This window comes from Isoptericola sp. NPDC055063, from assembly GCF_053608125.1.
The window spans coordinates 294,285-307,157 of the sequence record NZ_JBSGUW010000003.1; the positions used below are offsets into that span (position 1 = coordinate 294,285).

The 12,873-nt window shown below is 76.5% G+C and carries 11 protein-coding genes; 7 read left to right on the plus strand and 4 right to left on the minus strand.

Annotated features, from left to right (window positions below):
* Position 1 precedes the first annotated feature (1 nt).
* From ACWF41_RS05375 to ACWF41_RS05390, 4 genes are read right to left on the minus strand one after another with little or no spacing between them, the layout of a single operon-like run.
* Positions 2–910 carry an RNA polymerase subunit sigma-70 gene (locus ACWF41_RS05375; RefSeq protein WP_380321166.1) on the minus strand — a complete coding sequence of 303 codons (909 nt, stop codon included), beginning with the start codon at positions 908–910 and terminating at the stop codon, positions 2–4.
* A complete protein-coding gene (locus tag ACWF41_RS05380; RefSeq protein WP_380321169.1) occupies positions 907–1,809 on the minus strand; it encodes an alpha/beta hydrolase in 903 nt (300 codons plus the stop codon). The genes ACWF41_RS05375 and ACWF41_RS05380 overlap by 4 nt, the downstream gene beginning before the upstream one ends.
* Positions 1,806–3,167, minus strand: a complete 1,362-nt coding sequence (locus tag ACWF41_RS05385) for an FAD-binding oxidoreductase (RefSeq protein ID WP_380321172.1) — start codon at positions 3,165–3,167, stop codon at positions 1,806–1,808. Before ACWF41_RS05385 ends, ACWF41_RS05380 begins: the two co-directional genes overlap by 4 nt.
* A 7-nt stretch (positions 3,168–3,174) precedes the next feature.
* Entirely contained in the window at positions 3,175–4,428 is a 1,254-nt protein-coding gene (locus ACWF41_RS05390; RefSeq protein WP_380321175.1) for an ROK family transcriptional regulator, read from the minus strand.
* Between the two features lie 177 nt (positions 4,429–4,605).
* On the opposite strand from ACWF41_RS05390, the gene ggh reads away from it, so the two are divergent.
* The 7 genes from ggh to ACWF41_RS05425 are packed head-to-tail and all read left to right on the plus strand — an operon-like array spanning position 4,606 to position 12,852.
* Positions 4,606–5,931, plus strand: a complete 1,326-nt coding sequence (gene ggh, locus ACWF41_RS05395; protein ID WP_380321178.1) for a glucosylglycerate hydrolase — start codon at positions 4,606–4,608, stop codon at positions 5,929–5,931.
* On the plus strand, positions 5,928–8,198 hold the full coding sequence (locus ACWF41_RS05400) for a xanthine dehydrogenase family protein molybdopterin-binding subunit (RefSeq protein ID WP_380321181.1): 2,271 nt from the start codon (positions 5,928–5,930) through the stop codon (positions 8,196–8,198). Before ggh ends, ACWF41_RS05400 begins: the two co-directional genes overlap by 4 nt.
* Positions 8,189–8,671: a (2Fe-2S)-binding protein gene (locus ACWF41_RS05405; protein WP_380321184.1), complete on the plus strand. Its 483-nt coding sequence runs from the start codon at positions 8,189–8,191 to the stop codon at positions 8,669–8,671. Before ACWF41_RS05400 ends, ACWF41_RS05405 begins: the two co-directional genes overlap by 10 nt.
* A complete protein-coding gene (locus tag ACWF41_RS05410; RefSeq protein ID WP_380321187.1) occupies positions 8,668–9,594 on the plus strand; it encodes an FAD binding domain-containing protein in 927 nt (308 codons plus the stop codon). Before ACWF41_RS05405 ends, ACWF41_RS05410 begins: the two co-directional genes overlap by 4 nt.
* Positions 9,591–10,568 carry an LLM class flavin-dependent oxidoreductase gene (locus ACWF41_RS05415; protein ID WP_380321190.1) on the plus strand — a complete coding sequence of 326 codons (978 nt, stop codon included), beginning with the start codon at positions 9,591–9,593 and terminating at the stop codon, positions 10,566–10,568. The genes ACWF41_RS05410 and ACWF41_RS05415 overlap by 4 nt, the downstream gene beginning before the upstream one ends.
* The gene (locus ACWF41_RS05420; RefSeq protein ID WP_380321193.1) at positions 10,565–11,677 is read left to right on the plus strand and encodes an NAD/NADP octopine/nopaline dehydrogenase family protein; all 1,113 of its coding nucleotides are present in this window, start codon (positions 10,565–10,567) and stop codon (positions 11,675–11,677) included. Before ACWF41_RS05415 ends, ACWF41_RS05420 begins: the two co-directional genes overlap by 4 nt.
* A complete protein-coding gene (locus ACWF41_RS05425; protein ID WP_380321196.1) occupies positions 11,671–12,852 on the plus strand; it encodes an amidohydrolase family protein in 1,182 nt (393 codons plus the stop codon). The genes ACWF41_RS05420 and ACWF41_RS05425 overlap by 7 nt, the downstream gene beginning before the upstream one ends.
* The last annotated feature ends 21 nt before the right edge of the window (positions 12,853–12,873 follow it).

Here is a 12,873-nt window from a genome sequence, read left to right on the forward strand (position 1 = left end):
GTCACAGGCGGAGCGGGGGGGGGCGGGCCGGAGCGGAGCCGGCCGGGCCCGCCGCAGCGAAGGCGTCGACGAGGTCGGGGTCCGCGAACACCGTGATGCCCGCGATGCCGTCGCGGCGCGCGTCGAGCACGGCGACCCCGTACGGCTTGCCGCGGCGGTGCACCACGGCCGCGGGCTGACCGTTCGCGACGGCGCGGCCCATCCGCCATCCGCCGGGCTCGCGCGCCGCGGCGTGGAGGACGGCAGCGCACCTGGCCTTCCCCTCGAACCGGGCGCCCACCGGCCGGAGCTCGAGGGTCGCGTCGGTGCGCAGCGTGGCGACGAGCTCCGTGACGTCGCCTGTCTCGAACGCGCGCAGGTAGACCCCGAGCTGGTGCGCGGCCACGGCGCCGCGCGGCTCGACGACGTCGTAGGGGACCAGGGCGGCGCTGCCGAGCCGGGCCCGGGCGCGCTGCAGGCTGCTTTTCACCGCGGGGACCGACGTGCCGAGCATCCGCGCCACCTCGGCCGCGCGGAAGCCGAGCACCTCACGCAGCAGCAGCGCGGCGCGCTGCGTGGGCGGCAGCAGGCGCAGACCCGCGACGAGGGCGAGGCGCACGTCGGCGCGGTCGTCCGGGAAGGGCTGCACAGGGTGTCCGCCGAGGGCCTCGGCGGGGGACCCGGCGTCGGCGTCGACGGGCACGGGTGTGTGACGCCGCGTACGCGCGGCGTCGATGCAGGCGCGCGTCGCGACCGTGTACAGCCACGTGCGTACGGACGAGCGCCCCTCGAAGCCCTCCCAGCCGCGCCAGGCGTGCAGCAGCGCCTCCTGCAGGGCGTCCTCGCCGTCCTGGCGCGAGCCGAGCATGCGGGAGCAGTGCGCCAACAGCTCGCCGCGCAGGGGTGCCACCTCGTCCTCGAAGCGGGTCATGGTGCCATTGTCGCCGTGGCCGCCAGGGTCGACCGCAGCCAGGCCGCCCCGCCGCGCACGGCCCGGTCGGCCGCGGGCGACCGGCCCACGGCCTGCTGGAACGTATGGAGGGCGCCCGCCGTCTCCTCCAGCCGCACGGCGACACCCGCCGCGCGCAGCCGGGTGACGAGGGCACGGGCGTCGTCGAGCAGGGCTTCGTCCCCGCCGACCTGCACCAGCGTGGACGGCAGGCCGTCGAGCCGCGCGTGCAGCGGCGCGGCACGCGGGTCCCAGGGGTCGGTGCCCGCGAGGTAGCCGGCCGCGAGCGAGCGCACCAGCTCCCGGGTGAAGAACGGGTCGCGGCCCGAGTCGTACGACGCGCCGTGGGCCTCCAGGTCCGCCCACGGCGACATCAGCAGCAGGGCGGCCGGGCCCGGGGCGCCCGCGTCGCGCAGCCGCACTGCGAGGGTCAGGGCCAGCGTGGCACCGCACGAATCGCCCACGACGGCCACGGTGCGGTGGCGACGCCGCAGCCACCGGAACGCCTCCACCGCCTCCTCGACCTGGCTCGGGTAGACGTGGTCCGGCACGAGGCCGTACTCGAGCGCGAAGACGGGCACGCGGGTCGCGAGCGCCAGGTGGCCGAACAAGCGCCGGTGCGTCGCGACGTACCCGCTGACGAACCCGCCCCCGTGGATCGCCAGGACCGCCCCGGAACCGTGGACCGGCGACCGCAGCCACCGCCCCGGGGGCGCCGCCGACGGTTCCTCCTCGACGCCCGGGGCCTCGGTGGCGAGGTCACCCCAGGTCGTCGGACCCCCGGCGCGGGCGCCCTCCTCCCACCACCAGCGGTTCGGGTCGGTCGTGGCAGCCGAAGGCAGCGGCGTCGTGCGTGCGGGCGGGCGCGGTGCGGTCGTCATACCTGGTGAGACGTACCGGGGAACGCGAAGGAATCGGTGGTGTGCAGCGGTGAGGCCAGGGCGCTCTCGGGGTCGTACCGGGCCGCTGTCGCGCGCAGGTCGTCGAGCGCTGCGGGCGGGAAGCAGTCGGCGAGGGCGCTCGTGCCTCCGGTGAGGTCGGCCTCGCCGACGTACCGGCCGGTCCGGACGTCGTCGAGGGCCGCGATCGTGCCCCGGGCCCAGGCCACGGGGCTCCCCGGGCGCTGGTGCGCGGGGTCCCAGTGTGCGTACGCCGACACGCTCAGCGTGCCGCCGGGAGCGTAGAGCGCAGCGTCGGGGGCCGTGCCGTCGGCACGACGGGCCGCGGGCGTCACCAGCACGCTGGAGCACGGCGACAGGTCGGGGTCGCGGCGGGGGAGCAGCGGCAGCACCTCGGCGAACCCGGCCCGGGTCCAGGCGTGGTCGGAGAACATCGCCTCGCCCGGGTGCCGGGGGATCGGCCCGAGCAGCGCCGCGAGCGAACCGGCGACGGCGACGTCCGCAGGCATGCCGGAGGGGACGGCGCGCAGCAGGTCCGGCGCGTCGGCGTCGTCGAGCCCGAACGCGGTCGCCGAGACGACGGCGTGCGGCGGGTCGCCGGCCCCGCGCGCCGGACGCCAGAACACCGTGAGCTCGAGATGCGGGGGCGACGCTGCGACGACGTCGTCGAGGGCGGCGCCGAGCGCGGCGGGGTCGCGCGCGTCGACGACGACCGTGACCCGCGTCGACGGGGCGTCACCCGGCACGAGGGCCAGGCGGAAGGCGGTGACGATCCCGGGGAACGCCGGCCCGGCCCCGCGCAGCGCGCGGAACAGGTCCGGGTGCGAGCCGGCGTCGACGCGCAGCGCGGTCGCGTCGGGCAGGACGACGTCGGCGGCCAGCACGCGCTCGCACGCATGGCCCCACACCGGCGTGTTCCAGCCGTTCCCGCCGGCGAGGAGGTAGCCGCCGAGGCCGACGGTGGGCGCGTGTCCCAGCGGGAAGGAGAACCCCGCGGCCCCGAGGGCGCGGGCAGCCCGCTCCACCGTGGCGCCCGGGCCGACCCACGCGGTCGCCGTCTCCGGGTCGACCGCGACGTGGTGCAGGGCGCCGAGGTCGACGGTCACGGCGCCGTCGAGCAGGTGCGTGGCGCTGAGGGAGTGCCCGCCGCTGCGCACGGCGACGCGCCGGCCCTCCTCCCGGGCGCGCGCCAGGGCGGCGCGCACCCCGGCGGCGTCGCGCGGCCGCGCCACTGCCGCGGGCGACCGGTCGGGCTGCCACGCCGAGGCGGACAGCGCGGCGACCGCCTCCCCGAACGCGGGGGAGCCGCGACCCACCCACGCGACGGGCGCCGGTTTCACGCGGGGCTCACGCGAGGATCGCGGCGTCGATGGCGGCCGGGTCGTAGACGAGGTCGACGACCTTGCGCGTCAGCCCGACGACGGCGCCGTCCGCTCCGAGGTGGGCGGCGCCGACGCTCAGGTGGTGCCGGGCGCGCTCGGTGACGTCCTCGCGGATCGCGGCGTCGATCCGCGACACGACGCGGGGGATCCGGCCCAGGGCGCCGCCCAGCACCAAGTCGTCGGGGTTGGCGACCGCCACGACGGTGGCGAGCACGCGCGAGAGGCGCGCAGTGGCGTCGTCGACGGCGTCGCAGACCGCGGGGTCGCCCGCCGCGACGCGGTCGACGATGTCTTGCAGGTGCCGCACGCCCGTGTCCGCGAGCCGGCGGATCAGGGCGTGTCCCGACGCCCAGGCGGCCAGGCAGCCACGCCGCCCGCACGTGCACACCGGCCCGTCGTCGGTGATGCGCACGTGCCCGATGTCGCCCGCGGCGCCGTCGGCTCCCTCCAGCACGTGCCCGGCGTCGACGATGCCGGCGCCGATCCCCGTCGCGTACTTCACGGCGAGCACCGTGCGGTCCGCGCCGATCACGCTGGACTCGCCGAGGGCGAAGGCGCGGGCGTCGTTCTCGATGACGGTCGGAACCTGCCAGCGGTCGCGGACGGCCTCGAGGACCGGGTAGGCCTCCCAGCGCGGCATCGTCGTCGACGTGCCGAGGACGCCGGTGGCCGGGTCGACCGGCCCGGGGATGCCGAGGGCGACGCCGATGAGGGTCTCGTCCTGGCCGGCGTCCACGAGCCGCTGCGAGATCTCGGACATCTCGGCGAGGTAGGCGGGTGCCTCGGTGTCGATGTCGACCGCGACGTCGCGCATGCGCAGGATGCGACCGTCGACGCCCGTGACGCAGAGGCGTGCGTGGGTCTGGCCGAGGTCGAGCACGAGCACCACCCGGCCGCGGGTGTCCCAGCGCAGCAGCTCCGAGCGCCGGCCCGGCCCGCGGCCGCCCGTCCCCGGTGGCGCGGAGCCGTCCTGGTACACGTACCCGTGCTGGAACAGGGCCTCGAGGCGCTCGAACAGGGTGGTGCGGGACATGCCCGTCGCGGCCAGGAGCTGCTGGCGCGTCATCCCGGGCCGCGAGCGGATGAAGCTCACCAGCGCGCCGTAGGAGGCCGCGGGGAGCACCGCGGGGAGCGTGGTGCGCACGGGCGGGAGCGGCACCGCGACGGGGGGCCCGCCGCCGTCGTCGCGCGCGTCGCGGGTCCGGGCCGTCTCGGTCACCACAGGTCGTCCTCCTCGACTCGGCGCTGCGGGTGACGTTTCACGCCACCGGGCGCAGCAGTCCGCGGCTGGTTCGTCCGGGCTCATCTTGACACGTTGACGGGCGTCGCACTAGCCGTTACGTTCAGCCATTGGACGCAAAAGCCCAACGACGGGCGACGGGACCTAAGGACGAAGATGACCGAAGTCGCGATCTCGCTGCCGCAGGCGGCCGCCGAGGTGCTGCGCGCCAACGACCGTGGCCGCCGCACCGTCGCGGCCCCCGCGCTGTACCCGCACCAGTGGTCCTGGGACGCCGCGTTCGTGGCCATCGGCTGGGCGACGATCTCGGTGCCGCGGGCGCTCGAGGAGATGCGTCACCTGCTGCGCGGGCAGTGGGCGACGGGCATGATCCCGCACATCGTGTTCTCCGCGGAGCCGGGGTACTTCCCCGGCCCCGACCGGTGGCGCACGGAGGGGCTGGCCCAGGCGCCGGACGTGCCGACCTCGGGAATATGTCAACCAGCCATACACAGTCTGGCGCTCTTCGTGATCGGGGAGCAGGCCCGCCGCAACGGCGGCGCGGACGCCGAGCTCTTCCGCGACTTCCTCGCCGAGACGTTCGACGGCTGGCTCGCCTGGCACCGGTGGCTGGAGACCACCCGCAGCACCCATCCCACCGGGCTCGTGGAGATCCACCACCCGTGGGAGTCGGGGATGGACAACTCGCCCCGCTGGGACGCGCCCTGCGCGCGCATCCGGGTCGGGGCGATGGCGCCGTACCAGCGCGAGGACGTCCGGCACGTCGCGGGCGCGGACGAGCGCCCGGCGGACGCCGACTACGACCGGTACCTGTGGCTGGTCGAGCAGCTCGTGTCCGTCGGGTACGACGACGCCACCGCCCGGGGCACCGTGGACTTCCGCGTCGGGGACGTGTTCTTCACCGCGACCCACGCGATGTCGGCCGGCCTCCTCGCCGAGCTCGGCGACCAGATCGGCCGCGCCGCCGAGGCGGGGGAGCTGCGGGCGATGGCGGCGCGCGCGCGCGACGCGGTGGGCCGCACGGCCGACCCGGTCACCGGGCGGTCACGCGACTACGACATGCTCGCGGGCGAGTGGCTCGACTCCGCGACGGTGGGTGGCTTCGCCCCGCTGGTCTGCGGCGCCGCCGCTGACGCGTACGACTCCCTGGTGGAGCAGCTCCTCGGGCCGTCGTGGTGCGGGCACCCCGCCCTCGCGCACCCCGTGCCGCCGACCGTGACGCCCGACAGCGTGGCGTTCGCCGGCCGCACCTACTGGCGGGGCCCGCAGTGGCCGGTGCTCGTGTGGCTCCTGTCCTGGTCCCTGCGCCACCACGGGCGCGTCGAGGCCGCGGAGTCGATCGGCCGCGCCGGGCGGGAGCAGCTCGGCGACCACACCTTCGCCGAGTACTACGACAGCCTCACCGGGCAGGCGCTCGGCAGCCAGAACCAGTCGTGGACGGCGGCCGTCGCCCTCGCCTGGACGTGGGGGGAGGGACGATGAGCGCGCCCACGGCCTGGGTGGGGCGGTCGCGTCCCGCGGTCGAGGGCGGCGACATCGTCACCGGCGACCTCGTGTACGTCACCGACCGCCGCGCGCCCGGGATGCTGTACGGGCACGTGCTGCGCTCCGCCGTCCCGCACGCCCGCATCGACGCGCTCGACACCGCGGACGCCCTCGCCCTGCCGGGGGTGGAGGTCGTCCTGACCGCGGCGGACGTGCCGGTGAACGCGCTGGGCCCCCGAGACGTCGACGGACCCGTGCTGGCCGACGGCGTCGTCCGGCAGGTGGGCGAGGCGATCGCCCTCGTCGCGGCGCGCGACGCGCGCACGGCGGAGCGGGCCGCCGCGCTCGTGCGCGTAGAGCTCACCCCGCTGCCCGTGGTCGACGGCCCGGAGGCCGCGGCCGCCGAGGGCGCGCCCGCGCTGCACGCGGGCGGCAACGTCTCCGGCCGCATCGCGTTCGCCTCCGGCGACGTGGCGCCGGCCCTGGACGCCGCGCACCTGGTGCTGCGCCGCCAGGTGCGCACCCCCGCGCAGGAGCACGTCGCGATCGAGACTCCGGGCGGCGTCGCGGAGGCCGACGAGGACGGCGTGACGATCTGGTGCGGCTCCCAGAACCCCGGTCTGCACCAGCGCAAGGTGGCGCGCGCCCTCGGCGTCGACCCCGCCGCCGTGCGGATGGTCGCGGGCCCGGTGGGCGGCGCCTTCGGGTCCCGCAACGACGACCCGATGCCCGTGTACCTGGCGCTGCTCGCCCGGGCCACCGGGCGGCCGGTCCACCTGCACATGACGCGCGAGGACGTGATGGCCGCGGGCGCGAAGCGGCACCCCTTCGTCACGGACATCGAGATCGGCTTCGACCGCGACGGCCGGATCCTCGGGTCCGCCGTACGGGCCGTGGCCGACACCGGGCCGGTGATCACCTCGGGCCCCAACGTCATGAAGACGTCCGCCGAGATGTCGACCGGCCCCTACCGGTTCGACTTGGCGTCGTTCAACGGCACCGTCTACTACACGAACAACGCGAACGCGGGCGCGTTCCGCGGGTACGGGGTGCCGCAGGTCGCGTTCGCCGTCGAGAACGCCATGACCGAGGCCGCGCACCGGCTCGGGATCGACCCGATCGAGATCCGGCTGCGCAACGCGCTCGACGGCGGCGACCGGCACAGCCTGTACCGGCACGCCACGACCCGGAGCCTCGCCGTGCGCGAGACGCTCCGCACTGCCGCCGCGCATCCCCTGTGGGCTGACCGCGAGCACTGGCGTGCGGGCGCGACCGGGCCCTGGCGCCGTGGCACGGGCGTCGCGACCGCGATGAAGGGCGTGGGGATGGGCAGCGGCACGGGCGACACGGCCCGGGCGCGCCTGCGGATCGACACCGACGGGCACGTGACGATCTGGGCCGGGCCGAACCACACCGGGCAGTCCATCCAGACCACCTACGAGCAGGTCGCCGCCGACGCGCTCGGGCTGCCGATCGAGCAGGTCGAGGTGCGCGTCGGGGACACGGGCGAGGTGCCCGAGTCCGGGCCGACCGCGGCGAGCCGCTCCACCTACGCCGGCGGGAACGCCGTGCGGGCCGTGTGCGCCGAGCTGCTCGGCCGGTGCGAGCGCCTCTCGCTGCCGCTCGCGACCGACGCCCCCGGGGCGGGGACCAAGCTGGTCGACCTGGGCGAGGCCGAGATGGTCGCGGAGTTCCGCCTCCCGGACACCGAGGACATCGGCCTGGTGCCGCCCGAGCAGCTCGCCACCTTCGCGCCCCACCGCGTGTACGGCACCTGCACCCAGGTGGTGCGGGTGGAGGTCAACGTGCACACGGGGGAGCTGCGCGTGCCCGAGCTGCTGTGCGTGCTCGACTGCGGCACGCCCATCAACCCGGCGGCCACGGTCGGACAGGCGGAGGGCGGCATCCTCCAGGGTCTCGGGCTCGCCGTCATGGAGGACCACCAGGTGGTGGGCGGCGTGCCCCGGACCACGAGCCTGGAGAACTACCTCGCGCCGACCATCGCGGACACGCCGGCCATGACGACGCTCTTCGTCCCGGGCAGCGAGGCCTCCGGGCCGTTCGGCGCCAAGGGGATGTCCGAGGTCGTCGTCGTGCCGACCCCGCCCGCAATCACCGCCGCCGTGCTCGACGCCGTCGGCGTCCTGCCACGTCGGCTGCCCGTCACGCCCGAGCGGCTCCTCGACCTGCTCGACGAGCCCGGCACCGGCGACGGGGACCAGGGCCAGGACGACCGCGGACAGCGGGAGGCGTCGTGCGACTGAACGGCACGGAGACGGGCGCCGTCCCCGAGGAGCTCCACGGCCTGCGCCTGCTCGACTACCTGCGCGACGTCGCCGGGCTCACCGGCGCCAAGGAGGGCTGCGGCATGGGGGAGTGCGGCAGCTGCACCGTCACGGTGGACGGGCGCGCGACGACGTCGTGCCTCGTCCTGGTGGGGCAGGTGCTCGACGCCGACGTCCGCACCGTGGAGGGTCTGGCCGCGGCGGGGCACGGCGCGCTGCAGGCGGCGTTCGTGGAGCGGCAGGCCGTGCAGTGCGGCTACTGCATCCCCGGGGTGCTCAACTCGTGCGCCGCGCTGCTGGACCGCGACCCCGACCCGGACGACGCCGCCGTGCGGCGGGCGCTGGACGGCAACCTGTGCCGCTGCACGGGCTACCAGCGCTTCGTCGACGCCGTGCACGACGCCGCCTGCGCCCGCCGCGGAGCCGGCGCGGGGACGGAGGGCGACGCATGATCACCGCACCCCCGCGCCTGCTGCGCCCGGCGAGCGTCGCCGCCGTGTCCGCGCTGCTCACGAGCGAGAGGCCCGCGCGACCGGTCGCCGGCGGCACGGACCTCCTCGTGCAGCGCCGCGCCGGTCTCGACGTGCCCGTGCTGGTGGACCTCACGGCGCTCGCGGGCGCCGCTCCTGCGGCGGCTCGAACGACCGACGGTGGCGCGCTGCGCGTGTCCGCGCTGCGCCCGCTGAGCGACGTGTCCGCGGCGCTGGGCGACGACGTGCCGCCCCTGGCCGCGGCGATCCGCGAGTTCGCGTCGACCACGATCCGCCACCGCGCGACGATCGGCGGCAACCTCGTCACCGGGTCGCCCGCCGCGGACACCGTGCCGGCACTGTTGGCGGCGGACGCGGTCGTGGAGGTCGTGACGCCCGACGGCTCCGGCCGGGCGGTGCCCCTCGCCGCGTTCCTGCTCGGGCCGCGCCGCGTGGACCTCGCGCCCGGCGAGTGGGTCGCGTCCGTCACCGTGCCCGACCCGCGACCCGGGGTTGGCGCCCTGGAGGGCGGCTTCCGCAAGATCGGCGGTCGTCGCGCCCAGGCGATCTCGCTGCTCAGCCTCGCCTGGCAGTGGCGCCGCGACGTCGACGGCCGCCTCGCGGACGTGCGGCTCGCCGCGGGTGCGGTCGCCCCCACCGTGGTGCGGCTGGCGCGGGCCGAGGCGCTCCTCGAGGGCGCGGTGCCGACGCCGGCCCTCGTCGAGGAGGCCACGCGGGCCGTGGCCACCGACATCAGCCCCATCGACGACCTGCGCGCGACCGCCGCCTACCGGCGGCGGTGCGCGGCGGGCCTGCTCCGCGAGGTGGTCCCCGTCCCGGGACGGGCCCCGACACCGATCTCCAGCACGACCTCCAGCACGACCACGAGAGGGAACGACCAGTGAACGTAGGCGTCACCGTGCGGCTGGACCAGCCGATCACCGAGGCGGCCCGCTGGGCCCGTCGGGCCGAGGACCTGGGCTTCTCCAGCGTCTGGCTGGCCGACCACTACTTCCACCGCGACGCGTCGGCGGCCCTGGCCCTGATGATGACCGCGACGCGGCACGTCCGGCTGGGCACCGCCGTGGTGTCGCCGTTCCTGCGGCACCCGACGCTGCTGGCGAGCCTCGCGGCGACCCTGCGCGAGATCGGCCCGGGCCGCTTCGTGCTGGGCCTCGGCGCCGGCGGCTACGAGATCGCGGGCGAGATGGGCATCGCGATGCGCCGCCCGCTGCGGCTCACGGCCGAGGCGGTCGACATCGTGCGCGAGCTCACCGCGGGCACCGCGCACGTGACCGGCGAGACGTTCAGCGCCGAGGGCTCGGCCCTGCGGTGGCAGGCGGAGGACGGGCCGCTGTACCTGGCGGCGCGGGGCCCGAAGATGCTCGAGCTCGCGGGCCGGTGCGCCGACGGGGTCATCACCCACGGCATCGCGGACAGCCACATCGCCTTCGTCCAGGAGCGGGTGGCGGCCGGCGCCGTCGGCCGCGAGAGCGGCAGCGCCGCCGTCTGCCTCATGCTCGACGTCGAGATCGGCGACGACGCCGACGCCTCGCTGCGCGCCCTTGCCCCGCGCTGCGTCACCATGGCCGGCGGCGCCTACGCCGACGAGCTCATCGAGGTCTACGGCCTCGACCGCGACGAGGTCGCATCCCTGCGCGCCACCGTCCGCAGCGGCGACCGCGCGCTGGCCGCGCGCCAGGTCACCCCGGACATGGCCCGCGCGTTCGGCCTCGCCGGGCCCGCGGCCGAGGTGGCCGACGGCCTGCGCCGGCTCGCCGACCAGGGCGTCGACGAGGTCATCGTGTCCGTGGGCGGCGCCGACCCCGACGCCGTCGACCGCCAGCTGTCCGCCCTCGCCCAGGAGGTCTTCGCATGAGCCCGCTCCCGTCCGCCGTCACCGTCCTCGGCTCCGGGGCCGGCGCGCTGTCCAGCGCGACGGAGCTGTCGCTGGCCGGGGTCGACGTCACCGTCGCCGACTTCGAGCGGTTCCGTGCCAGCATCGACGCGATCGCCGAGACCGGCGTCGTGCGGCTGCGGTCCCCGTGGCACGGGGTCACGGAGACGCCCGCCCGCGCGAGCCTGGACCCCGCGGCGGCCGCCGCCGCGGCCGACGTCGTCGTCGTGTCGGTGCCCGCGTTCGGGCACGACACCTTCGCGACCCTCCTGGCCGAGCACCTCCGCCCGGGGACGCAGGTGATCTTCGCGGGGGAGGGCGGCGGCAGCCTCGCCCTGGTCGCCGCGATGCGCCACGCGGGGCGCCCGCTGGACGTGGACGTCGCGGAGCTGAACAGCCTCCCGTACGGCGCGCGGGTACGGGCCCCCGGGCTCATCACGGCGTCCCGCAAGGTGGGCGGCACGGTCGCGGCGGGGATGCCCGCCGGCAACGCCGCCGTCGAGACCGCCTGCGCGATCTGGCCCTCGGTGACCGCGGGCGAGAGCGTGCTCGAGACCGTGCTGCTCAACTTCAACGCCATCGACCACGTGCCGCCGATCCTGGCGAACCTCGGCGCGATCGAGGGCGGCCCCGGCAAGTTCCTGCTGTGGGGCGTGGGCGCCAGCCCCGCCGTGGCGCGCTTCATCGGCGCGATCGACGCCGAGCTGGTCTCGATCCGCCGCGCGCTGGGGTTCGCGAACCTCCAGGGCTACGAGGAGTACCTGGTGGAGCAGGGGTTCGCCCCCGAGGTGAAAGGGGACCTGCACGCCACCCTCGCGTCGTCGGCGTTCGCGGACTCGACCTTCGCGACCGGTCCGACGGCGCTCGAGAGCCGCTACATCACCGAGGACGTGCCCTACGCGCTGTGCCTCATGGCGTCGATCGGCCGGGAGGTGGGCGTCGCGACGCCGACGATCGACGCGATGATCCACCTCGCGGGCGTGGCCACGGGCACCGACTACCGCGCCCGCGGCCGCACCCTGGAGACCTTCGGCCTCGCCGGCCTGGGGCGCGACGGGCTGCTCGAGGCGACGAGGACGGGCCGATGGTGACCGACCCCGCCGCGCCGGGCGCGGTGACCGTGCCCGGCCTCGTGAACATGCACGACCACCTGCGGTCGTTCGTGCCCGGCTCCACGGCGTCGGAGGGCGCGTCGCTCGCCCAGGCGATCAGCGCGGGCAACGCGCGCCAGGCGGTCGCGGGCCCGGCCGAGTACCGCGCCCTCACCGCGCTCGGGGCGGCCCGCCAGGTCGTGGCCGGGACCACCACCGTGGTGGACCACGTCTACCCGCTGCACCGCCCGGGGCTGCTGGACGCCGTGGTCGCGGGGCACGCCGCCGTCGGGGTCCGGGGCTATGTCGCGCTCGGCATCATGACCCGCGGGGCGCCCGGCCTCGCGACGTCCGTCGCGGACGTCGTCGCCCTCGCCGAGCGGGCCGCGGACGTCCTGCTCCCGCGCGACCGGCTCTTCCTGGCGCCGGTGTCCGTGCGGCAGAACGTGCCGGCGGACTACGCCGAGGCGGCGGCCGCCGCGGACCGGCTCGGGCTGCGCCTGTACACCCACGTCTCCGAGAACGCTGCCGAGGTGGACGCGTGCCTCGCGGAGCACGGGGTGCGCCCGATCGGCCTGCTCGACCGGGCGGGCTTCCTGCGGCCCGGGACCGTCCTGGTGCACGGCGTCGAGCTCATCGACGACGAGATCGACCTGCTGGCCCGGCGCGGGGCCGCACTCGTGTACTGCCCGACGAACCACCTGCGGTTCGCGAAGGGCGTCGCCCGCGTCCTCGACCTCCTGGAGGCCGGGGTGCCCGTCACGCTCGGCGTGGACGGGATGGAGAGCCTGTTCCACGAGATGCGGCAGGCCGTCTACACCCAGGGGCAGGCGGCCGGCGACCCCGCCGCCCTCTCCTCCGAGGCCGCGTACGCGATGGCGACGACGACCGCGTCGGCCGTCCTCGGGCTGCCCGCCGACGCAGGCGACGTCGTCCGGCTCGACACCGGCGGGCCGGCGTGGCAGCCGCTGGTCGACCCGCGGTGGGCCCTCGTCCACCGTGCGGGCCCCGCCCACGTGCGCGACGTGGTCGCGGCGGGCCGCACCCTCCTGCGCGACGGGGAGCTGGTGTCGGCCGACGCCGCCGAGCTCGCCGCCGACGCCGACTCCGCCCTCCGTGCGCTCGCCGCACGGTCCGGCCACCGCCCACCCGCCCCGGTGGGCCCCCTTCCCTGAGCTGTTCCGCCTCGATGCAGA

Bases quoted from the DNA above. Each gene is read 5' to 3' on its own strand.
- ACWF41_RS05375 (WP_380321166.1), bottom strand. From the start codon at position 910: ATGACCCGCTTCGAGGACGAGGTGGCACCCCTGCGCGGCGAGCTGTTG.
- ACWF41_RS05380 (WP_380321169.1), bottom strand. From the start codon at position 1,809: ATGACGACCGCACCGCGCCCGCCCGCACGCACGACGCCGCTGCCTTCG.
- ggh (WP_380321178.1), top strand. From the start codon at position 4,606: ATGACCGAAGTCGCGATCTCGCTGCCGCAGGCGGCCGCCGAGGTGCTG.
- ACWF41_RS05400 (WP_380321181.1), top strand. From the start codon at position 5,928: ATGAGCGCGCCCACGGCCTGGGTGGGGCGGTCGCGTCCCGCGGTCGAG.
- ACWF41_RS05410 (WP_380321187.1), top strand. From the start codon at position 8,668: ATGATCACCGCACCCCCGCGCCTGCTGCGCCCGGCGAGCGTCGCCGCC.
- ACWF41_RS05420 (WP_380321193.1), top strand. From the start codon at position 10,565: ATGAGCCCGCTCCCGTCCGCCGTCACCGTCCTCGGCTCCGGGGCCGGC.
- ACWF41_RS05425 (WP_380321196.1), top strand. From the start codon at position 11,671: ATGGTGACCGACCCCGCCGCGCCGGGCGCGGTGACCGTGCCCGGCCTC.